Annotated in this window: 14 protein-coding genes; 11 read left to right on the top strand and 3 right to left on the bottom strand. The window is 51.0% G+C overall.

Annotated features, from left to right (window positions below; genetic code table 11):
- Positions 1-53: 53 nt before the first annotated feature.
- Both SC206_RS10915 and alkA read right to left on the bottom strand, forming a co-directional pair.
- Positions 54-521 carry a DUF2946 domain-containing protein gene (locus SC206_RS10915; RefSeq protein WP_332737076.1) on the bottom strand — a complete coding sequence of 156 codons (468 nt, stop codon included), beginning with the start codon at positions 519-521 and terminating at the stop codon, positions 54-56.
- 202 nt (positions 522-723) lie between these two features.
- A complete protein-coding gene (gene alkA / locus SC206_RS10910) occupies positions 724-1,557 on the bottom strand; it encodes a DNA-3-methyladenine glycosylase 2 (protein WP_332737074.1) in 834 nt (277 codons plus the stop codon).
- A 390-nt stretch (positions 1,558-1,947) separates the two neighbouring features.
- On the opposite strand from alkA, the gene SC206_RS10905 reads away from it, so the two are divergent.
- From SC206_RS10905 to yegD, 3 genes are all read left to right on the top strand, one after another.
- Positions 1,948-2,211, top strand: coding sequence for a helix-turn-helix transcriptional regulator (locus SC206_RS10905; RefSeq protein ID WP_332737072.1), 264 nt, complete (start codon positions 1,948-1,950; stop codon positions 2,209-2,211).
- Complete coding sequence (locus SC206_RS10900) at positions 2,208-3,542, top strand: type II toxin-antitoxin system HipA family toxin (protein WP_332737070.1); 1,335 nt, start codon at positions 2,208-2,210, stop codon at positions 3,540-3,542. The genes SC206_RS10905 and SC206_RS10900 overlap by 4 nt, the downstream gene beginning before the upstream one ends.
- Positions 3,543-3,698: 156 nt before the next feature.
- Positions 3,699-5,051, top strand: a complete 1,353-nt coding sequence (gene yegD, locus SC206_RS10895; RefSeq protein ID WP_332737068.1) for a molecular chaperone — start codon at positions 3,699-3,701, stop codon at positions 5,049-5,051.
- Between the two features lie 433 nt (positions 5,052-5,484).
- On the opposite strand, the gene SC206_RS10890 is transcribed toward yegD, so the two are convergent.
- The gene (locus SC206_RS10890; protein ID WP_332737142.1) at positions 5,485-6,441 is read right to left on the bottom strand and encodes an aldo/keto reductase; all 957 of its coding nucleotides are present in this window, start codon (positions 6,439-6,441) and stop codon (positions 5,485-5,487) included.
- 301 nt (positions 6,442-6,742) lie between these two features.
- Between SC206_RS10890 and mdtD the strand changes: the two genes are divergently transcribed.
- The 8 genes from mdtD to SC206_RS10850 all read left to right on the top strand — a co-directional run bounded on the left by mdtD (position 6,743) and on the right by SC206_RS10850 (position 16,438).
- Positions 6,743-8,197 (top strand): multidrug transporter subunit MdtD, encoded by a 1,455-nt coding sequence (mdtD, locus tag SC206_RS10885; RefSeq protein ID WP_332737064.1) that lies wholly within the window; start codon positions 6,743-6,745, stop codon positions 8,195-8,197.
- Complete coding sequence (gene baeS, locus SC206_RS10880; protein WP_332737062.1) at positions 8,194-9,585, top strand: two-component system sensor histidine kinase BaeS; 1,392 nt, start codon at positions 8,194-8,196, stop codon at positions 9,583-9,585. Before mdtD ends, baeS begins: the two co-directional genes overlap by 4 nt.
- The gene (baeR, locus tag SC206_RS10875; RefSeq protein ID WP_332737060.1) at positions 9,585-10,328 is read left to right on the top strand and encodes a two-component system response regulator BaeR; all 744 of its coding nucleotides are present in this window, start codon (positions 9,585-9,587) and stop codon (positions 10,326-10,328) included. Before baeS ends, baeR begins: the two co-directional genes overlap by 1 nt.
- A 118-nt stretch (positions 10,329-10,446) precedes the next feature.
- Positions 10,447-10,806, top strand: a complete 360-nt coding sequence (locus tag SC206_RS10870; protein ID WP_332737058.1) for a YegP family protein — start codon at positions 10,447-10,449, stop codon at positions 10,804-10,806.
- 300 nt (positions 10,807-11,106) lie between these two features.
- On the top strand, positions 11,107-12,498 hold the full coding sequence (gene trhP / locus SC206_RS10865; protein WP_332737056.1) for a prephenate-dependent tRNA uridine(34) hydroxylase TrhP: 1,392 nt from the start codon (positions 11,107-11,109) through the stop codon (positions 12,496-12,498).
- A gap of 567 nt (positions 12,499-13,065) precedes the next feature.
- Positions 13,066-13,965: a lipid kinase YegS gene (gene yegS / locus SC206_RS10860; protein ID WP_332737054.1), complete on the top strand. Its 900-nt coding sequence runs from the start codon at positions 13,066-13,068 to the stop codon at positions 13,963-13,965.
- 203 nt (positions 13,966-14,168) lie between these two features.
- A complete protein-coding gene (gene manD, locus SC206_RS10855; protein WP_332737052.1) occupies positions 14,169-15,383 on the top strand; it encodes a D-mannonate dehydratase ManD in 1,215 nt (404 codons plus the stop codon).
- Positions 15,384-15,418: 35 nt separating this feature from the next.
- Complete coding sequence (locus tag SC206_RS10850; protein ID WP_332737140.1) at positions 15,419-16,438, top strand: Zn-dependent oxidoreductase; 1,020 nt, start codon at positions 15,419-15,421, stop codon at positions 16,436-16,438.
- Positions 16,439-16,643 lie beyond the last annotated feature (205 nt).

Below are 16,643 nucleotides of genomic sequence, written 5' to 3'. Positions count from 1 at the left end.
TGGTGTGGAAATCCACGATATAGCACGATGTCTGTATGTATAAACGCAGGTGATCAATTAAAAGGTGGTGCGCGGGGTTGAAACTCCGACTGCTTAATAAAGTCAAACAGCGGAAAATCGAAATATTCTCTGGATATAAAAGCGCTAAAGATACCCGGCCATTGAAGCAATGAATCATCAAGGTTGATAGCAACCAACTGATCGATGATTCCGCAATAAGAACAGGATAAATCTTCATGCACCGAGACATCATTCGCCGACGCGTTCAGCTGCATTTGCATGTGGCCAAGTTGGTCTGAGATTGATGACTGATGGTCTTTCATGCCCGTTGCAGCCACGCGATTTTCAGCCGAGTCAAATCCCGCTACAGAGCCCGTCATGACTGACGAATTCTCGGCGCCCAGAGTCGAGTGTTCAGGCGATCGCGAGATGGCCGGAGCAAACAACACTATCAGGATCGCGAAGATACCCCACCACGCAGGCGAGAAACTTCGAGAGGAATTGATCTGGATTAAAGACACGTTCAACCTAATGCTGTAGAGACAATTTCGATTCGCATGAATTGTACGTGTATTTCTTTAGAAAGTTAAAAAACTTTCGGCCACTTTGTGCGGTTTTTTGATTTCAAATCCTATTAATGTAAATAGGATTTCATTTATTTAATATATTTATCCTTGCGGATACTGTGGGATAACATTTGTTATCATTAAATTTAACAAATGATTATTTTAGTTTCCAATTCGCATTATTCCAAATAAGTAACGTTGCGTAACTTCTCCAGGGTTTCCATATTTTCGCGTAACGATTAATTGTCGCGGGTGTCATATTTGGAAACCTTTGCTTAATTAAATAGTCGCTATGTAAAAAGATATCCCTTTCGCCCCATGCGCGCATGGCGATGTAGTTGGCCGTCCACGCGCCGATGCCCGGCATGGCGATCAGCTGCTTAATCCCCTCCCCCGTATCTTGAATGCTATATAACGGCAGCTCGCCATCGCGCACGGCTCGCGCCACGTTGATCAGACACGCCGCGCGTTTGGCCTGCACGCCGATGGCGCGTAAATCGTCGACGTTTAATGTGGCGATACGAGCAGGCGTCGGAAACAGCCGCGTAAGCTCGGCGAAGGGCGTGTTAATGGGCTCGCCCCAACGCTCGGCCAGTCGGGCGCAAAACGTTGCCGCCATCTTGACGCTAACCAGCTGGCCCAGAATTGCCCTGACGGTGAGCTCAAAACTGTCGATAGCACCAGGCAGCCGTAATCCCGCCGACTCACCCACCAGCGGCCCCAGCGTTTCTGCTATCTGCTGCGGATCGGCGTCTAAATCGAGCAGGTTCCTGACGCGTTTAATAACTGCGTCGCGATGAATATCCAAAGAGGGAGAAAGCACGAGCGCGACAACATTTTGCTCGGGTAGAGGCTGCCACGTCAGCCAGCCGGTCACGATTTCATTTTCAATCGAAAGTGACAGAGTGCGGCGATACGTCACAGTCCCGTTTTCGTGATGCTCAAAATGCTCGATACCCGCCAGCGCCCTCGCCCCTAAAAAGGGGGTCATCTACGTCCAGTCATAAGGCGCTGTATAAGGAAGAAAATAAGAGCAAGTATTAGAAGGAGAATGCTGAATGTTCTGCACCGACGCGATCCTTTTCAATGTAAGCCACTATTGTGCAGCGGCTAGTCTAAAACCTAGCGAATCAATCCGTTCAAAAAGCTTCTTAACTTTAGCAGAAGAGCCTAGTAGTAGAAGAGGACGGTAGTTGAAGTGGACGGTAATAGAAGAACACTGCGACAAAAGCCTATTAATGCAGCGGCCTAAGGCGCTGGAATGAGAGAGTTGTGCTCGAAATTTCAATTTGTTTAATAAATAAACAAACACCTTTCCTTTATGTATCTCACAAGTTACATTTAAGCGATTATTCTGTTTTATGTATCCTAGGAGCTACATTTGACAACGCTATTCGATGTTGCCACTTTAGTTAAAAATGCTCGCCGTGAAGCTGGATTATCCCAGGCAGAATTGGCGGCAAAAGCGGGAATTTCCCGCGTTACAGTAGCTCGCATGGAAACTTTAGCCAAAGGAGACATGAGCGTATCGATACTTATTCGCCTGCTCGAAGCGACCGGTTACGACCTTAAAGCCGTAAAAAATGGGCATGTACGCACGCTCGAAGACATCCTTGAAGAGCAGCGCAAAGGCGATGAATTGTGAAATTAGACGTTCAAGTCTTGGGAAAAAAAGTCGCATCATTATTTCGCGAACGCGACGAATATGTCCTGCAATATTTACCAGAAGCCACCAAGCACGATTTTATCAGCCTGACTATGCCCGTTCGTGAAAAAGCATGGCGATGGCCGAGAGATTTGCATCCTTTTTTTCGCCAGAACCTGCCGGAAGGCTATTTGCTTGGCGTCATTCGCGAAGAGTTTGGCCCGTTATTAGATGGTACCGATCTATCACTCTTAGCTGTTATCGGTGGCAACGGGATTGGACGAGTAACGATTACACCTCAAGACGCCACTCTTGGTTCGGAACATGAACCTTTGCAAATCAGTGAGCTACTGAAAGGCCATAATTCGACACTGCATTTTGAGTCTTTGGTCCGACGTTATGCTCGCTCAGCCATATCAGGCGTGGTACCAAAATTTATTGCACCTTCAGAACAGGATTTGCCTTTAGTAGGTAAACCTACAATCAGAACCCGCCAGCATATTATCAAAGGTTCAGACGACCTTACCCCCTTCTTAGGTTTTAACGAGTTTTATACTCTACGCGTACTCGAAAGACTGAATGTCACACCCGTTGCAAAGAGCCTTATGTCGGAAGATGGACGTATCCTTGTGGTCGATCGTTTTGACGTCGACGATGATGGGCAGCCTTTATTTGGTTTAGAAGACTCTTGTGGTTTATTAGGTTTGCCGCCTCACGAAAAATATGCTCCAACCATGGAAAAAGTATTAAACGCTACTAAAGTATATCTTCCAAGCACTGTAATCAGAGAGCAATCTGAAGCTTTAGGCTGGTTAATTTTAACTAATTTTATTGTCCGCAATGCTGATTGTCATGCTAAAAATATTGCCTTGTTCTATTCCACATTGGCAGATGTTGCCTATACTCCCGCTTTTGATTTGGTAACGACTCAGGCCTATCCGCGTTTTTCACAAAATTCGCCCGCTTTGTCCATAGAAGGTAGACAAACTTGGGTGGCCAGAAAATCTTTGGAGCGCTTCTTCAATGGTCGATTAGGAATAACGCCAAGACGTTTCAGCGAAATGTTAGAAATGTTGTGCGAATCCGCCGTCGAGACAGGTAAAGAGATGGTCGAAGCTTCGAAAAATGAGCCGCAATGGCGAGATCTTACCAAACATATGCTTCATGCCTGGAATGACGGAATAAACTCACTGCGTAACAGTAAATTTCAACAAGAAGCTTGCGGGATTAAAGCGTTGATAGAAAATGCAGAGTTTTCAGGTATCCGCGTATTAGTGAAGGATAAAACCCATTATGGACGCTCCGAGTTATTAGGCACTCGGCGAAAATAATAGGCTCATTCACTGCGACAAAAGCCTATTAATGCAGCGGCCTAAGGCGCTGGAATGAGAGAGTTGTGCTAATTTCCGGCGCTCGAGAGCTGAGTTCTTGCCTGCTGGCGGTGAGTCCGGTAAAGTCGCCCCCCTTCTTTGGCATGGGGAACCGTGATGTTTATTGGATTTGACTACGGAACGGCGAACTGCTCCGTTGCCGTGATGCGTGACAACAACGCAGAACTTTTAGCACTGGAAAATGGCGGTGCCTATCTTCCTTCCATGCTGTGTGCGCCAACGCGTGAAGCAGTAAGTGAATGCTTACACCGTTTCTGGCAAGTGCCGACCGGCAGCGACGACAACCAGCAATTGCTGCGTCGCAGCATTAATTTCAATCGCGAAGAAGACATTCAGGTTAACACGCACAGCGTTAACTTTGGCCTCTCTGCGCTTGCGACCTATATGGAAGACCCGGAAGACGTCTACTTCGTGCGTTCACCGAAGTCGTTTTTGGGTGCCAACGGCCTGAAACCCCAGCAGATTGCCCTGTTTGAAGACTTGGTTTGCGCCATGATGTTCCACATCAAACGCCAGGCCGAATCGGTAATCGAGCAGACGATTGAACAAACCGTGATTGGTCGTCCGATTAACTTCCAGGGGATGGGCGGCGAAGAGGCCAACCGTCAGGCACAGGGAATTCTTGAACGTGCGGCGGCGCGCGCCGGATTCCGCGACGTCGCCTTCCAGTTCGAGCCGGTGGCGGCAGGTCTGGACTTTGAAGCAACCTTAACGGAAGACAAAACGGTGCTGGTGGTGGATATCGGCGGCGGTACGACTGACTGCTCAGTGTTGCTGATGGGTCCAAGCTGGCGTGACAAGGCCGAGCGCCAAAACAGCCTGCTGGGCCACAGTGGCTGCCGCGTGGGCGGTAACGATCTCGACATCATGACCGCGTTCAAACAGCTGACGCCACAGTTTGGCATGGGTAGCGAAACACAAAAAGGCATCGCGATGCCTTCCCTGCCGTTCTGGAATGCCGTAGCAACCAACGACGTGCCCGCGCAGCAAGATTTCTACAGCGTGGCGAATGGCCGCATGCTGCGTGACATGATTCGCGACGCGGCTAATCCGGATCAGGTTAAGCGCCTGCTTAAGGTTCAACAGCAGCGTTTGAGCTATCGTTTAGTGCGCGCCGCCGAAGAGAGCAAGATTGCGCTTTCCGAGCGCCAGAGCGTGTCGGCCGCGCTGGACTTTATCGAAGCCGGTTTGGCGGAAGAGATAAGCCAGCAGCAGCTCAGCGACGCTATCTCCCAGCCGCTGGAACGTATTCAGGAGCAGGTTAACATCGCGCTTGCGAGCAGCGAAATCAAACCAGACGTGATTTACCTGACCGGCGGCAGCGCGCGTTCTCCTCTGTTGCGCAGCGCTTTGCAGGCACAGCTGCCGGGTATTCCACTGGTCGGTGGCAATGATTTCGGCTCCGTCACCGCCGGACTGGCGCGCTGGGCCCAAACCCTGTACCGCTAATTGCTGTTTAAAGGCTCATATTTTTATGAGCCTTTCTTGTTTATCAAGCCCGATAAATTCAAATACTTATAAAACGCTCATCTATCCAAGCACACATTGACCTCATCATCATTCTGTATAGAATTCGTACAAGACTATTAATTTGTGAGCAGGAAAAAAAGGACGTTGCTAAAGGTTGATACTGCTACCCGACACATTACTCCTTCCGACGGTAATATTTTCATAGATTTGGGGTTTCCCACTGAGCAGGCAACGATACTTTTGGCTGAGTCAAAAAAGCAAATTGCCAACTTATCTTCAAAGAAATTTTTGTCATAAGCTTAATAAATTAAAAATTTTGCCATAAAAAAGCGCCAAACTTTCGTCGGCGCTTTTTACTGTTTTAACACTTAATAATCATGATGCTAAATGATAATGCTAAAGAAAGAACAGCTTACTTATAGGCGCTTGCTTGATTAAGAGTTTCGATATCTTGCGGGTCAAGCTTGAGCTGGGTGGCAAGTGACAGCTCTTTAAGCTGGTCCAGCGAGGTGGCGCTGACGATAGGCGCAGTGATGCCCGGACGTGCGATAAGCCAGGCCAGTGAAACCTGAGTTGGAGAAGCGCGATGCTTCTCGGCTACGTCGTCCAGCGCCTTGAGAATTTTATGGCCGCGATCGTTGAGATATTTCTCCACCACGCCCGCGCCGCGCTTGCTCTTGCTGGCGTCTTCCTTGCTGCGATACTTGCCCGACAGGAACCCGCTCGCCAGTGAATAATAGTTAATGACCCCGAGACCATTTTCCGTAATCACCTTCTCCAAACCTGACTCATAATCCTGACGATCGTAGAGATTATATTCCGGTTGCAGCGTTTCATAGCGCGCGATGCCCTGCTCTTTCGAGACGTTTAGCGCCTCTTGTAGACGGGTCGCGCTATAGTTTGACGCGCCGATTGCCCGCACTTTCCCTTCTTTGACTAACTGATCGAAGGTGGCGAGTGTATCGGCCAGCGGCGTATCTTCGTCGTCTTTATGTGCCTGATAAAGGTCGATATAATCCGTTTGCAAACGCTTGAGCGAGTTTTCTACCGACTGGCGGATATAGGTTGGCGACAGGCCTTTTTGCCCTTCACCCATTTCCATGCCGACCTTGGTCGCCAGAATGATTTTGTCGCGCTTGCCGCTTTTCTTCAGCCAGTTACCGATGATGGTTTCCGACTCCCCGCCTTTATTTCCTTCGGCCCAGCGCGAATAAACGTCTGCCGTGTCGATGAAATTAAGCTGGTGCTCCAATAGCGCATCGAGGACGCTGAAAGAGGTAGATTGGTCGATAGTCCAGCCGAACACGTTGCCGCCAAACGTCAGCGCGGGAACCTCAATACCGGAACGACCCAATTCTCTTTTACTCATCATGCTCTCCTTTTTCTGATGATTCACTTTGAATGAAGAATTTGCCTTGGCTGCAAATTGCACTGTTAACCTTAGCACTTCAGCGCCGGAACATTCAGTCATCGTCACGGCTATTAATTGTCACAGAATGAAAAGGACTCCTTATTTCCTCCATTATTTTGCTCGGCAGTTTAGGTAGACTGAACGACGATGACCGTATGATTTCTGTGCGTCAAACTTAAAATGTTTACTATCATTACGTTATGACATTACGTTATGAACGAACACGCATTAGGTTACAAAAAGCAGGTAACAGGAATCGATGACCGAGGAAACAGGCACCACCCTACCCATCTCCGTGCGCTGGCAATTGTGGATCGTTGCTTTCGGCTTCTTTATGCAGTCTCTGGACACCACCATCGTCAACACCGCGCTGCCTTCGATGGCCGCCAGTTTGGGTGTCAATCCGCTGCAAATGCACAGCGTGGTGGTCGCCTACGTGCTGACCGTCGCCGTGATGCTGCCCGCCAGCGGCTGGCTGGCCGATAAGATTGGCGTAAAATGGGTGTTTTTCTCCGCTATTATTCTGTTCACGCTCGGTTCGCTGCTCTGCGCGCAGTCGACGACCTTGCAACAGCTGGTGATGTCGCGCGTGGTGCAGGGGATCGGCGGCGCGATGATGGTGCCCGTCGGACGTTTAACGGTGTTGAAAATCGTGCCGCGCAGCGAATATATGGCCGCCATGACCTTCGTGACGCTGCCCGGCCAGATTGGGCCGCTGATGGGTCCCGCGCTCGGCGGCTTTCTGGTGCAATACGCCAGCTGGCACTGGATCTTCCTGATCAATCTTCCCGTCGGCCTTGCGGGCGCGATCGCCACGATCATGCTGATGCCCAACTATAAAATGCAGACTCGCCGTTTCGACATCAGCGGCTTTTTCATGCTGGCGGTGTGTATGGCGTCACTGACGCTGGCGCTCGACGGCAGCAAAGGGCTTGGGCTGTCGAATCCTATGCTGGTGGGGCTGGTGATCGCCGGTTTTGCGGCCCTCGGCGGCTATTGGTTGCACGCGCGCGGCAATTTATCGGCGCTGTTTTCGCTGCGCCTGTTTCACACTAAGACCTTTTCCCTTGGCCTGACCGGCAGTTTTCTAGGCCGTATCGGCAGCGGCATGCTGCCCTTTATGACCCCCGTTTTTCTCCAGCTCGGCCTCGGATTTTCACCTTTTCATGCGGGGTTGATGATGATCCCGATGGTGCTCGGCAGCATGGGTATGAAGCGAATCGTGGTGCGGCTGGTCAATAAACTCGGCTATCGGCGGGCGCTGGTGAGCGCCACGCTGCTGCTGTCGGTAATCACGGTATGCATGCCGCTGGTCGCCATTTACGGCGCTTACTGGATGATTCCGGTGGTGCTGTTTTTCCAGGGCATGGTCAATTCCCTGCGCTTCTCGTCGATGAATACGTTGACGCTGAAAGATCTGCCGCCACGCCTTGCGAGCAGCGGAAACAGTTTATTGTCGATGATTATGCAGCTTTCAATGAGCTTGGGCGTGAGCGTGGCGGGTATCCTGATTGGCCTGTTTGCCCATCAGCAGGTCGAACCGGGCACGCCGATGATGCACAGCGCCTTCATTTACTGCTATCTGTGCATGTCAGTCATTATTGCCCTTCCGGCCGCCATTTTTGCGCGCGTGCCCGATGAATCCCGAACCAACGCCCTGGCCGATCGCCGTCATAACGCGGCCGCCTCTTCTGACCCTGCGAGCAAAACATGAAACCCGGTATTACCGCCAAGCTGTTTCTGGCTATCTTTCTGACCTGTAGTCTGGTGATGGTCACCATGAACTGGGGCGTTCGCATGAGTTTCGAACGCGGATTTATCGACTACATTCGCCACGGCAACGAGCAGCGGGTGGAGATGATCGCCGACTATCTCGAGCAGCAGTACGGCATGCACGGAAACTGGGATTTTCTTAAAAATAACGATCGCGCCGTCTATCAGATGATGCACAGTTTCGACCAGAACGATGGCACCAGTCAGGTGCTGCCGCCGCTGGGTTGGCGCACTAAATTCTGGATCCTTGATGCCGCCGATCAGCGCGTTGCCGGTTCCGAATCGGATATTCCGCCCGACCTGATCCACAGCGGCCGCAAGCTGACGTATCAGGGTCAGTTTGTCGGCTCCGTCGTCTCTACGCCCGCCGAAAGGTTGACGCGCAACGCCGATATCAATTTCGATCAACAGCAGCGCCAAACCAGCTGGATAATTATGGGCTTCACCACGCTACTGGCCGCTGCGGTAACCTGGCTGCTATCGCGGGGTATGTTAGCGCCGGTTAAACGACTGGTTAAAGGTACCCACCAGCTGGCGGCGGGGGATTTTAGCAGCCGCGTGAAAGTAGATACCCAAGACGAGCTCGGCAAGCTGGCGCAGGATTTTAACCAGCTGGCGATCACGCTCGAGAAAAACGAGCAGATGCGGCGCGCGTTTATGGCCGATATTTCCCACGAGCTGCGCACCCCGCTGGCCGTGCTGCGCGGCGAACTGGAGGCGATACAGGACGGCGTGCGTAAAATGTCGATGGAGTCGCTGTCGTCGCTGCAATCAGAGGTGGCGATTTTAACCAAGCTGGTCGACGACCTGTATCAGCTGTCGCTTTCAGACGCGGGCGCGTTGGCCTATCGCAAGGAAGAGACCGACGCCGTGCATCTCATTCAGCTGGCGGAGGCGGGTTTTCGCGAGCGTTTTCACGGCAAGCAGCTGCGCATTATCAGCGATTTACCCGAAAAAGCGCCAATTTTTGGCGACCCGCACCGTTTATCGCAGCTGTTTAACAATTTGCTGGAAAACAGCCTGCGCTATACTGATTCAGGCGGTAAATTGGAAATTATTGCCAACCGTCGCGACAAGTTTCTGGAAATCTTTTTCCAGGACAGCGCGCCGGGACTTAATGAAGAACAGTTGCAGCGGATTTTTGAACGCTTTTATCGCACCGAAGGCTCACGCAACCGCGCCAGCGGCGGCTCGGGACTCGGACTGGCGATTTGCCAAAATATCGCCGAGGCGCACGGCGGCAAAATCAGCGCTGAACATTCGCCAACCGGCGGCGTGAGAATGACGCTGCTATTGCCGCTTTCACTTCCTATCGGACAAAGAATCTAATGAATACATTCGTGACAAGTGACGCCACTGCGGACGCTTTTGCAGATAAGAAACCGCTTAAAATTCTGATAGTTGAAGATGAGCCCAAGCTCGGCCAGCTGCTGGTCGACTATTTACAGGCGGCGGGATACGCGACGGAATGGCTGACCAACGGTAACGACGTGGTGCCTTTGGTACACAGCAATCCGCCGACCATGATTTTGCTCGATTTAATGTTACCGGGCAGCAGCGGCCTGAATATCTGTCGTGAAATCCGCCAGTTTTCAGACATTCCGATCATGATGGTGACCGCAAAAACCGAAGAGATCGATCGCCTGCTTGGGCTGGAAATTGGCGCGGATGATTACATCTGCAAGCCTTACAGCCCGCGAGAAGTCGTCGCGCGGGTAAAAACGATTTTGCGTCGTTGCCATCGTCCTAACGAACCGCTGGCGGAAGGCGTCGGATTGCACATCGACGAGGGCTGCTTTCAGGCCCATTATCAGGGCATCGAGCTGGATTTAACGCCCGCCGAATTCCGTTTGTTAAAAACGCTGTCGATCAAACCGGGCTTCGTTTTTACCCGCGAAGCGCTGCTCAATAATCTCTATGACGACTACCGCGTAGTGACCGACAGAACCATCGACAGCCACATCAAAAATTTGCGCCGCAAGCTGGAATCGATCGACGGCGACAAGGCGTTTATCCGCGCGGTTTACGGCGTTGGCTATCGTTGGGAAGCCGAGCCGAGCCGTTTGACCTAAGGTCTGTCGATGCTGTCACAAAATGCACTGAAAATTAATGATAATGCCCCTTTATTCAGGATGAAATCTGCCCTTTAGCTAAACTAAAAGGTGGATTATTTCTCACTGGAGACAAGGTATGGCAACGGGTCATTATTTTCTTCATAAAGCGAAAAATGGACAATTTCACTTCAACCTGACGGCCGGTAATGGAGAGGTTATTCTTAACAGCGAAATGTACGCCAGCAAGGCGTCTGCCGAAAATGGCATCACTTCGGTACAGAATAATGCTACCGACGAAGGACAGTATGAGATAAAAGCGGGCAAAAACGGCCAGCACTATTTTATACTTAGAGCGAAAAACAATCAGGTTATCGGCGTAAGCGAGATGTATACGGCGGTAAGCTCCGTGCAGAAAGGCATTCAGTCAGTGGTTAAAAATGGCCCCAGCAAGGACATTCGCGACCTGACGCACGCCGACGCACTGAGTCGAATTTGACAGAGATTCTTTTTATTGTCGTCACTACCGTTTCGCGTTTAAGACAATACGGCGCTGTGTTTTACAGTCACTGATTTTTTAAACGGCTGGCAGCGCCCTTCTCTTTTTTTCAATATTCACATACTACTCACACACTTTTTTCACACTCTCCTCCGTAAACTTCCCCTCCAAAAATTGATTTACATCAACTCTCCTCGCAGTTGTACTTTTTTCATTAACAATCGTCGCTACAATTCGGCCTTTCTGTCAGAAAGCGAGCTCTGACGCCTCCCTGTTCCTCCTGCTGAATTAAATAAAACTATGGCGATGACCCCTGAATTACTCTCTCCTGCCGGCACGCTCAAAAATATGCGTTACGCTTTTGCCTACGGCGCCGACGCGGTGTACGCCGGTCAGCCGCGTTACAGCCTGCGGGTGAGAAATAATGAATTTACCCCTGAGAATCTGGCAATCGGCATTAATGAGGCGCACGCGCTCGGCAAGAAATTTTACGTGGTGGTTAATATTGCGCCGCATAACGCCAAGCTGAAAACCTTTTTAAAGGATCTCGAGCCGATCGTTGCGATGGGGCCGGACGCGCTGATCATGTCAGATCCGGGCCTGATCATGCTGGTCCGCGAGGCCTTTCCGCACATCGACATTCACCTGTCGGTGCAGGCCAACGCGGTAAACTGGGCGACGGTAAAGTTTTGGCAGCAGGCCGGGCTGAGCCGGGTGATTTTGTCGCGCGAGCTGTCGCTGGAAGAGATTGCTGAAATTCGCCAGCAGGTTCCCGAGATGGAGCTTGAAGTGTTCGTTCACGGCGCGCTGTGCATGGCCTATTCGGGGCGCTGTTTGTTGTCGGGTTACATTAATCGTCGGGATCCGAATCAGGGCACCTGCACCAACGCCTGTCGCTGGCAATATAATGTGCAGGAGGCGAAAGAAGACGCGCTCGGCAATATTGTGCATCAGCATCAACCTGAAACCGCGCTCGTCATGGCGGAAAAAAGTGCCGCGACGCTAGAAGAAAGCTCGACGACCGAGAAACTGTTTATGCTGGAAGAAGCGCAGCGACCGGGGGAATATATGAGCGCCTCCGAAGACGAGCACGGCACCTATATCATGAATTCCAAGGATTTGCGGGCAGTTGAACATGTCGCCAGTCTGACGCGTTTGGGCGTGCATTCTTTGAAAATCGAGGGCCGAACAAAATCCTTCTATTATTGCGCCCGCACGGCGCAGGTTTATCGGCGCGCAATCGACGACGCCGTGGCGGGTAAAGCTTTTGATTCATCCTTAATGTCTACGCTGGAAGGTCTCGCGCACCGCGGCTATACCAGTGGCTTTTTGCGCCGTCATCAGCCTCAGGCCACGCAAAACTATGATTACGGATTTTCAGTCAGCGACAGTCAGCAGTTTGCCGGAGAATTTACCGGCCAGCGCGGCAGCGGCAATAACGAAGGCTGGGCCGAAGTCGATGTGAAAAACCGTTTCTGCGTCGGCGACAGTATTGAAATCATGACGCCAGAAGGCAACGTCTCCTTTTTAATCGAGCAAATGCATAATAAGAAAGGTCAGGAGATTGAGGTCGCGCCCGGCAACGGCCATTTTATCTATTTACCGATCCCGCTTAATATTTTTTTAAACTTTGCCATTCTGTTACGCAATCTTGTTAATACTTCAACGCGTACCAAACACGATAATTCGTAAACAATAGTAAAACGCGTAAACCATACTTATAATTAAATCAATAAATACCGGGTAAAATCGTTATTTATTGATTTTTTAAATGCAAAAATCAGAATGCGATCACATCTCGGCTAACGGCTTTTGGTTATTATATTTTCCGCAGCAAGAACAGAATGTAAAACAATCGTATAATTGCAGGCCACCACCTCTTAGCCAGCTCAAACACCCTGAGCTGGCACCGTTTTCGACTTATCCATTATTTATTAAAAAAATTTATTCAAAACCCCCTCTCGCTTATTAACTTGTATAAAACGTCATAGGCAAACGCAATTGTTGAACGTTATTATAAAAATAGCTTTACCCCTCCGTTATTAATCCATTTTAAAGACTACGCTGTTAATTTAATCCCGCTAAAATATCGCCCTAATCTGAAAATTAATTTATCACATCGAAAACGGTGTCTATTAATGCAGCAAGTTGCTCGCTAATTATTAAGCAGGCTAATCTTTACCTGAAAATTCTTATGGCTATTGCCCCTGCAAATCAACTATTTTATAACTAATGGCAGTCTTACTCATGGAGGGTGCAATGAAAGCTACAGCACAGGCATTGCTTATTTTAAATGGCAAAGGCGCAAGTAATGAAGAATTGCGCGAGGCCGTTTATGACATGCGTGCCGAAGGGGTCGATCTCGCGGTTCGCGTCACGTGGGAATATGGCGACGCGGCTCGTTACGTCGCCGAAGCGCTGGAACTCGGCGTAGAAACGGTGATTGCGGGCGGCGGCGATGGCACTATAAATGAAGTAGCCGCCGCGCTGGTCAGCTCTGGTCAGGCCTCTCTGCCCGCGCTGGGCATTTTACCGCTCGGCACCGCCAACGATTTCGCCACCAGTTGCAGCATTCCGCTCGACATGAGCTCGGCCCTGAAGCTGGCGATTCATGGCCGTGCGGCCGAAATTGATATCGCCTGCGTCAACGACACACGCTACTTTATCAATATGGCGACCGGCGGCTTCGGAACGCGGATCACCACCGAAACGCCTGAAAAACTCAAATCTGCGCTCGGCGGCGTCTCCTATTTTATCCACGGCCTGTTGCGCATGGACACGTTGAAAGCCGATCGCTGCCACATCACCGGCCCCGACTTTAACTGGGACGGCGAGGCGCTGGTTATCGGCATCGGTAATGGTCGCCAGGCGGGCGGCGGTCAGGAAATCTGTCCAGACGCGATGATCAATGACGGATTATTGCAGCTACGTTTACTGACTTCCGAAGAGCTGCTGCCGTCATTTTTACGCAGCCTGCTGGAAGGCGAAGAGAATAAAAATATCATTTCGACCTCTCTGCCGTGGCTCGAAATCACCGCGCCGCACGACATGACTTTTAATCTCGACGGCGAGCCGCTGACCGGCACGCGCTTTCGCATCGACGTTCTGCCCAAGGCGCTGCAATGCCGCCTGCCGCCAAACTGTACGCTGCTGGGGTAATCCCCGGCAGTTTTTCAATCGCCGCTTCCCGCCTATTCTCTTCCCGCACGTTGCCCTATTCTTCGCTTTGCTTAATAACATCTGCATAACAAACTGTGATCTCTTCCCGCAAAATTCGATCTGCATACTTGTATGGTAGTTGGGTTAGGGCGTATTTTTTCAGCAATGCACAACGCCGTATCTCTGCAAAAAGGTCATCGCTGATGAAAATTGTAAAAGCCGAAGTCTTTATTACCTGCCCGGGCCGGAACTTTGTCACCCTAAAAATCACCACTGACGAAGGGCTGACCGGATTGGGCGATGCCACGCTAAACGGCCGTGAATTGCCGGTCGCCTCTTATCTGAAAGATCACGTTTGCCCGCAGCTGATTGGACGCGACGCGCATCAGATTGAAGATATCTGGCAATTTTTCTACAAGGGCGCGTACTGGCGTCGCGGACCGGTGACCATGTCGGCCATCTCGGCGGTGGATATGGCGCTGTGGGATATTAAAGCCAAGGCCGCAAATATGCCGCTTTATCAACTGCTTGGCGGCGCATCGCGCACCGGCGTGATGGTTTACTGTCACACCACCGGCCATTCGATTGACGAAGTGCTGGAAGATTACGCGCGCCATAAAGAGCAAGGTTTCAAGGCGATTCGCGTTCAGTGTGGCGTGCCGGGCATGAAAACCAGCTACGGCGTAACGAAAGGCAAAGGGCTGGCCTATGAGCCAGCGACCAAGGGCAACTGGCCGGAAGAACAGCTGTGGTCGACCGAAAAATATCTCGATTTCACCCCAAAACTGTTTGAGGCGGTGCGTGATAAATTCGGCTTTGACGAACATATTCTCCACGACATGCATCACCGTTTGACGCCTATCGAAGCCGCGCGTTTCGGTAAAAGTGTTGAGGATTATCGCCTGTTCTGGATGGAAGATCCGACCCCAGCCGAGAATCAGGAATGTTTCCGTTTAATCCGTCAGCACACGGTCACGCCGATTGCCGTCGGCGAGGTTTTCAACAGTATTTGGGACTGCAAACAGCTGATCGAAGAGCAGCTTATCGACTACATTCGCACCACCATTACTCACGCGGGCGGGATTACCGGCATGCGCCGTATCGCCGACTTTGCTTCGCTATATCAAGTACGTACGGGTTCACACGGCCCATCGGATCTGTCGCCGGTGTGCATGGCCGCCGCGCTGCATTTCGACCTGTGGGTGCCGAACTTTGGCGTGCAGGAATATATGGGCTATTCCGAGCAGATGCTGGAAGTGTTCCCACATAACTGGACCTTCGACAACGGATATATGCACCCAGGCGAAAAACCGGGTCTTGGCATCGACTTTGATGAAAAACTGGCGGCGAAATATCCGTATGAACCGGCCTATCTTCCGGTTGCTCGCCTCGAAGACGGCACACTCTGGAGCTGGTAATCATGACGACGACAACCGCAACGCCGACAAAAACTATGAAAAGCATTGTCATTCAACAGCCTGGCAAACTGGTGATTGAAACCCGTCCGCTGCTGCAACCTGCGGCGGGCGAAATCCGTGTAAAAGTCAGCTACGCCGGGATTTGCGGCTCTGACGTACACATTTATCACGGTCATAATCCGTTCGCCAAATATCCTCGGGTAATCGGTCACGAATTTTTCGGCTATATCGATGCAGTAGGTGAAGGCGTCGACGCGGCGCGGATCGGCGAGCGCGTCGTTATCGATCCCGTGGTCAGTTGCGGTCACTGTTATCCGTGCTCCGTTGGCCGGCCAAACGTGTGCAGCGAGCTGAAAGTGATCGGCGTGCATCGCGACGGCGGCTTCAGCGATTACGCGGTGGCTCCGGCGAGCAACGCCTACGTGGTGCCCGAGGCCATTCCCGACCAGCTTGCCAGCATGGTTGAACCTTTCACCATCGCGGCCAACATTACCGCCTTTTTGAAACCGACGCCGCAGGATACCGCGCTGATTTATGGCGCTGGGCCGATGGGCTTGACCGTAATTCAGGTACTGAAAGGCGTTTATGGCGTGCAAAACGTGATTGTTACCGATCGCATTGAAGAACGGCTACAGATGGCGCGTGAAAACGGCGCTGACAGAACGCTCAATAATCAGCAGCAATCCGTGGCGGAGCAGCTTGCCGCTGAAAATATTCGCCCGACGCTGGTGATTGACGCGGCCTGTCATCCGTCAATTTTGCAGGAAGCGATTAACGTCGCCTCCCCCGCCGGACGTATCGGCATGATGGGATTCTCGGGCGATGCCAGCAGCATTACTCAGCAGAGTATTACCAGCAAAGAGCTGTCGCTGTTTTCGTCACGCCTGAATAGCCATCGTTTTCCGCAGGTTATCGAGTGGATGGCCGAAGGCAAAATTCAGCCGGAGAAGCTGGTGACGCACTGCATGTCTGGCGAAGAAGTTGAAGCAGCGATGACGCTATTTGAGAAAGATCAGCGCGCCTGCTGCAAAGTTTTACTTAAGTTTGGAACATAGAAGTTTATGTAGATTACGCGGGCAGGAAAATAAATCGTCTGTCCGCTGTTTTTAATAAAATAAGTTCAAATGATCGCAAGCCAATAGCCTCACCAATAAAAATTATAATTTTTAACTATTTTTCTGAAAGATAACTCTTTAACACCGTAATAAATGCTTAGGTAAAAGATAACCTAAAAATTTATTACCACAACCTCTCACGCGT

It is taken from the genome of Rouxiella sp. T17 (assembly GCF_036663475.1).
GTDB lineage: Bacteria > Pseudomonadota > Gammaproteobacteria > Enterobacterales > Enterobacteriaceae > Rouxiella.
Note: the sequence above shows the minus strand (reverse complement) of the source record. Positions and strands in the feature narration are given on the sequence as shown.

Bases quoted from the DNA above. Each gene is read 5' to 3' on its own strand.
- yegS (WP_332737054.1), top strand. From the start codon at position 13,066: ATGAAAGCTACAGCACAGGCATTGCTTATTTTAAATGGCAAAGGCGCA.
- SC206_RS10890 (WP_332737142.1), bottom strand. From the start codon at position 6,441: ATGAGTAAAAGAGAATTGGGTCGTTCCGGTATTGAGGTTCCCGCGCTG.
- baeR (WP_332737060.1), top strand. From the start codon at position 9,585: ATGAATACATTCGTGACAAGTGACGCCACTGCGGACGCTTTTGCAGAT.
- SC206_RS10870 (WP_332737058.1), top strand. From the start codon at position 10,447: ATGGCAACGGGTCATTATTTTCTTCATAAAGCGAAAAATGGACAATTT.
- manD (WP_332737052.1), top strand. From the start codon at position 14,169: ATGAAAATTGTAAAAGCCGAAGTCTTTATTACCTGCCCGGGCCGGAAC.
- mdtD (WP_332737064.1), top strand. From the start codon at position 6,743: ATGACCGAGGAAACAGGCACCACCCTACCCATCTCCGTGCGCTGGCAA.
- trhP (WP_332737056.1), top strand. From the start codon at position 11,107: ATGGCGATGACCCCTGAATTACTCTCTCCTGCCGGCACGCTCAAAAAT.
- SC206_RS10850 (WP_332737140.1), top strand. From the start codon at position 15,419: ATGAAAAGCATTGTCATTCAACAGCCTGGCAAACTGGTGATTGAAACC.
- yegD (WP_332737068.1), top strand. From the start codon at position 3,699: ATGTTTATTGGATTTGACTACGGAACGGCGAACTGCTCCGTTGCCGTG.
- alkA (WP_332737074.1), bottom strand. From the start codon at position 1,557: ATGACCCCCTTTTTAGGGGCGAGGGCGCTGGCGGGTATCGAGCATTTT.
- baeS (WP_332737062.1), top strand. From the start codon at position 8,194: ATGAAACCCGGTATTACCGCCAAGCTGTTTCTGGCTATCTTTCTGACC.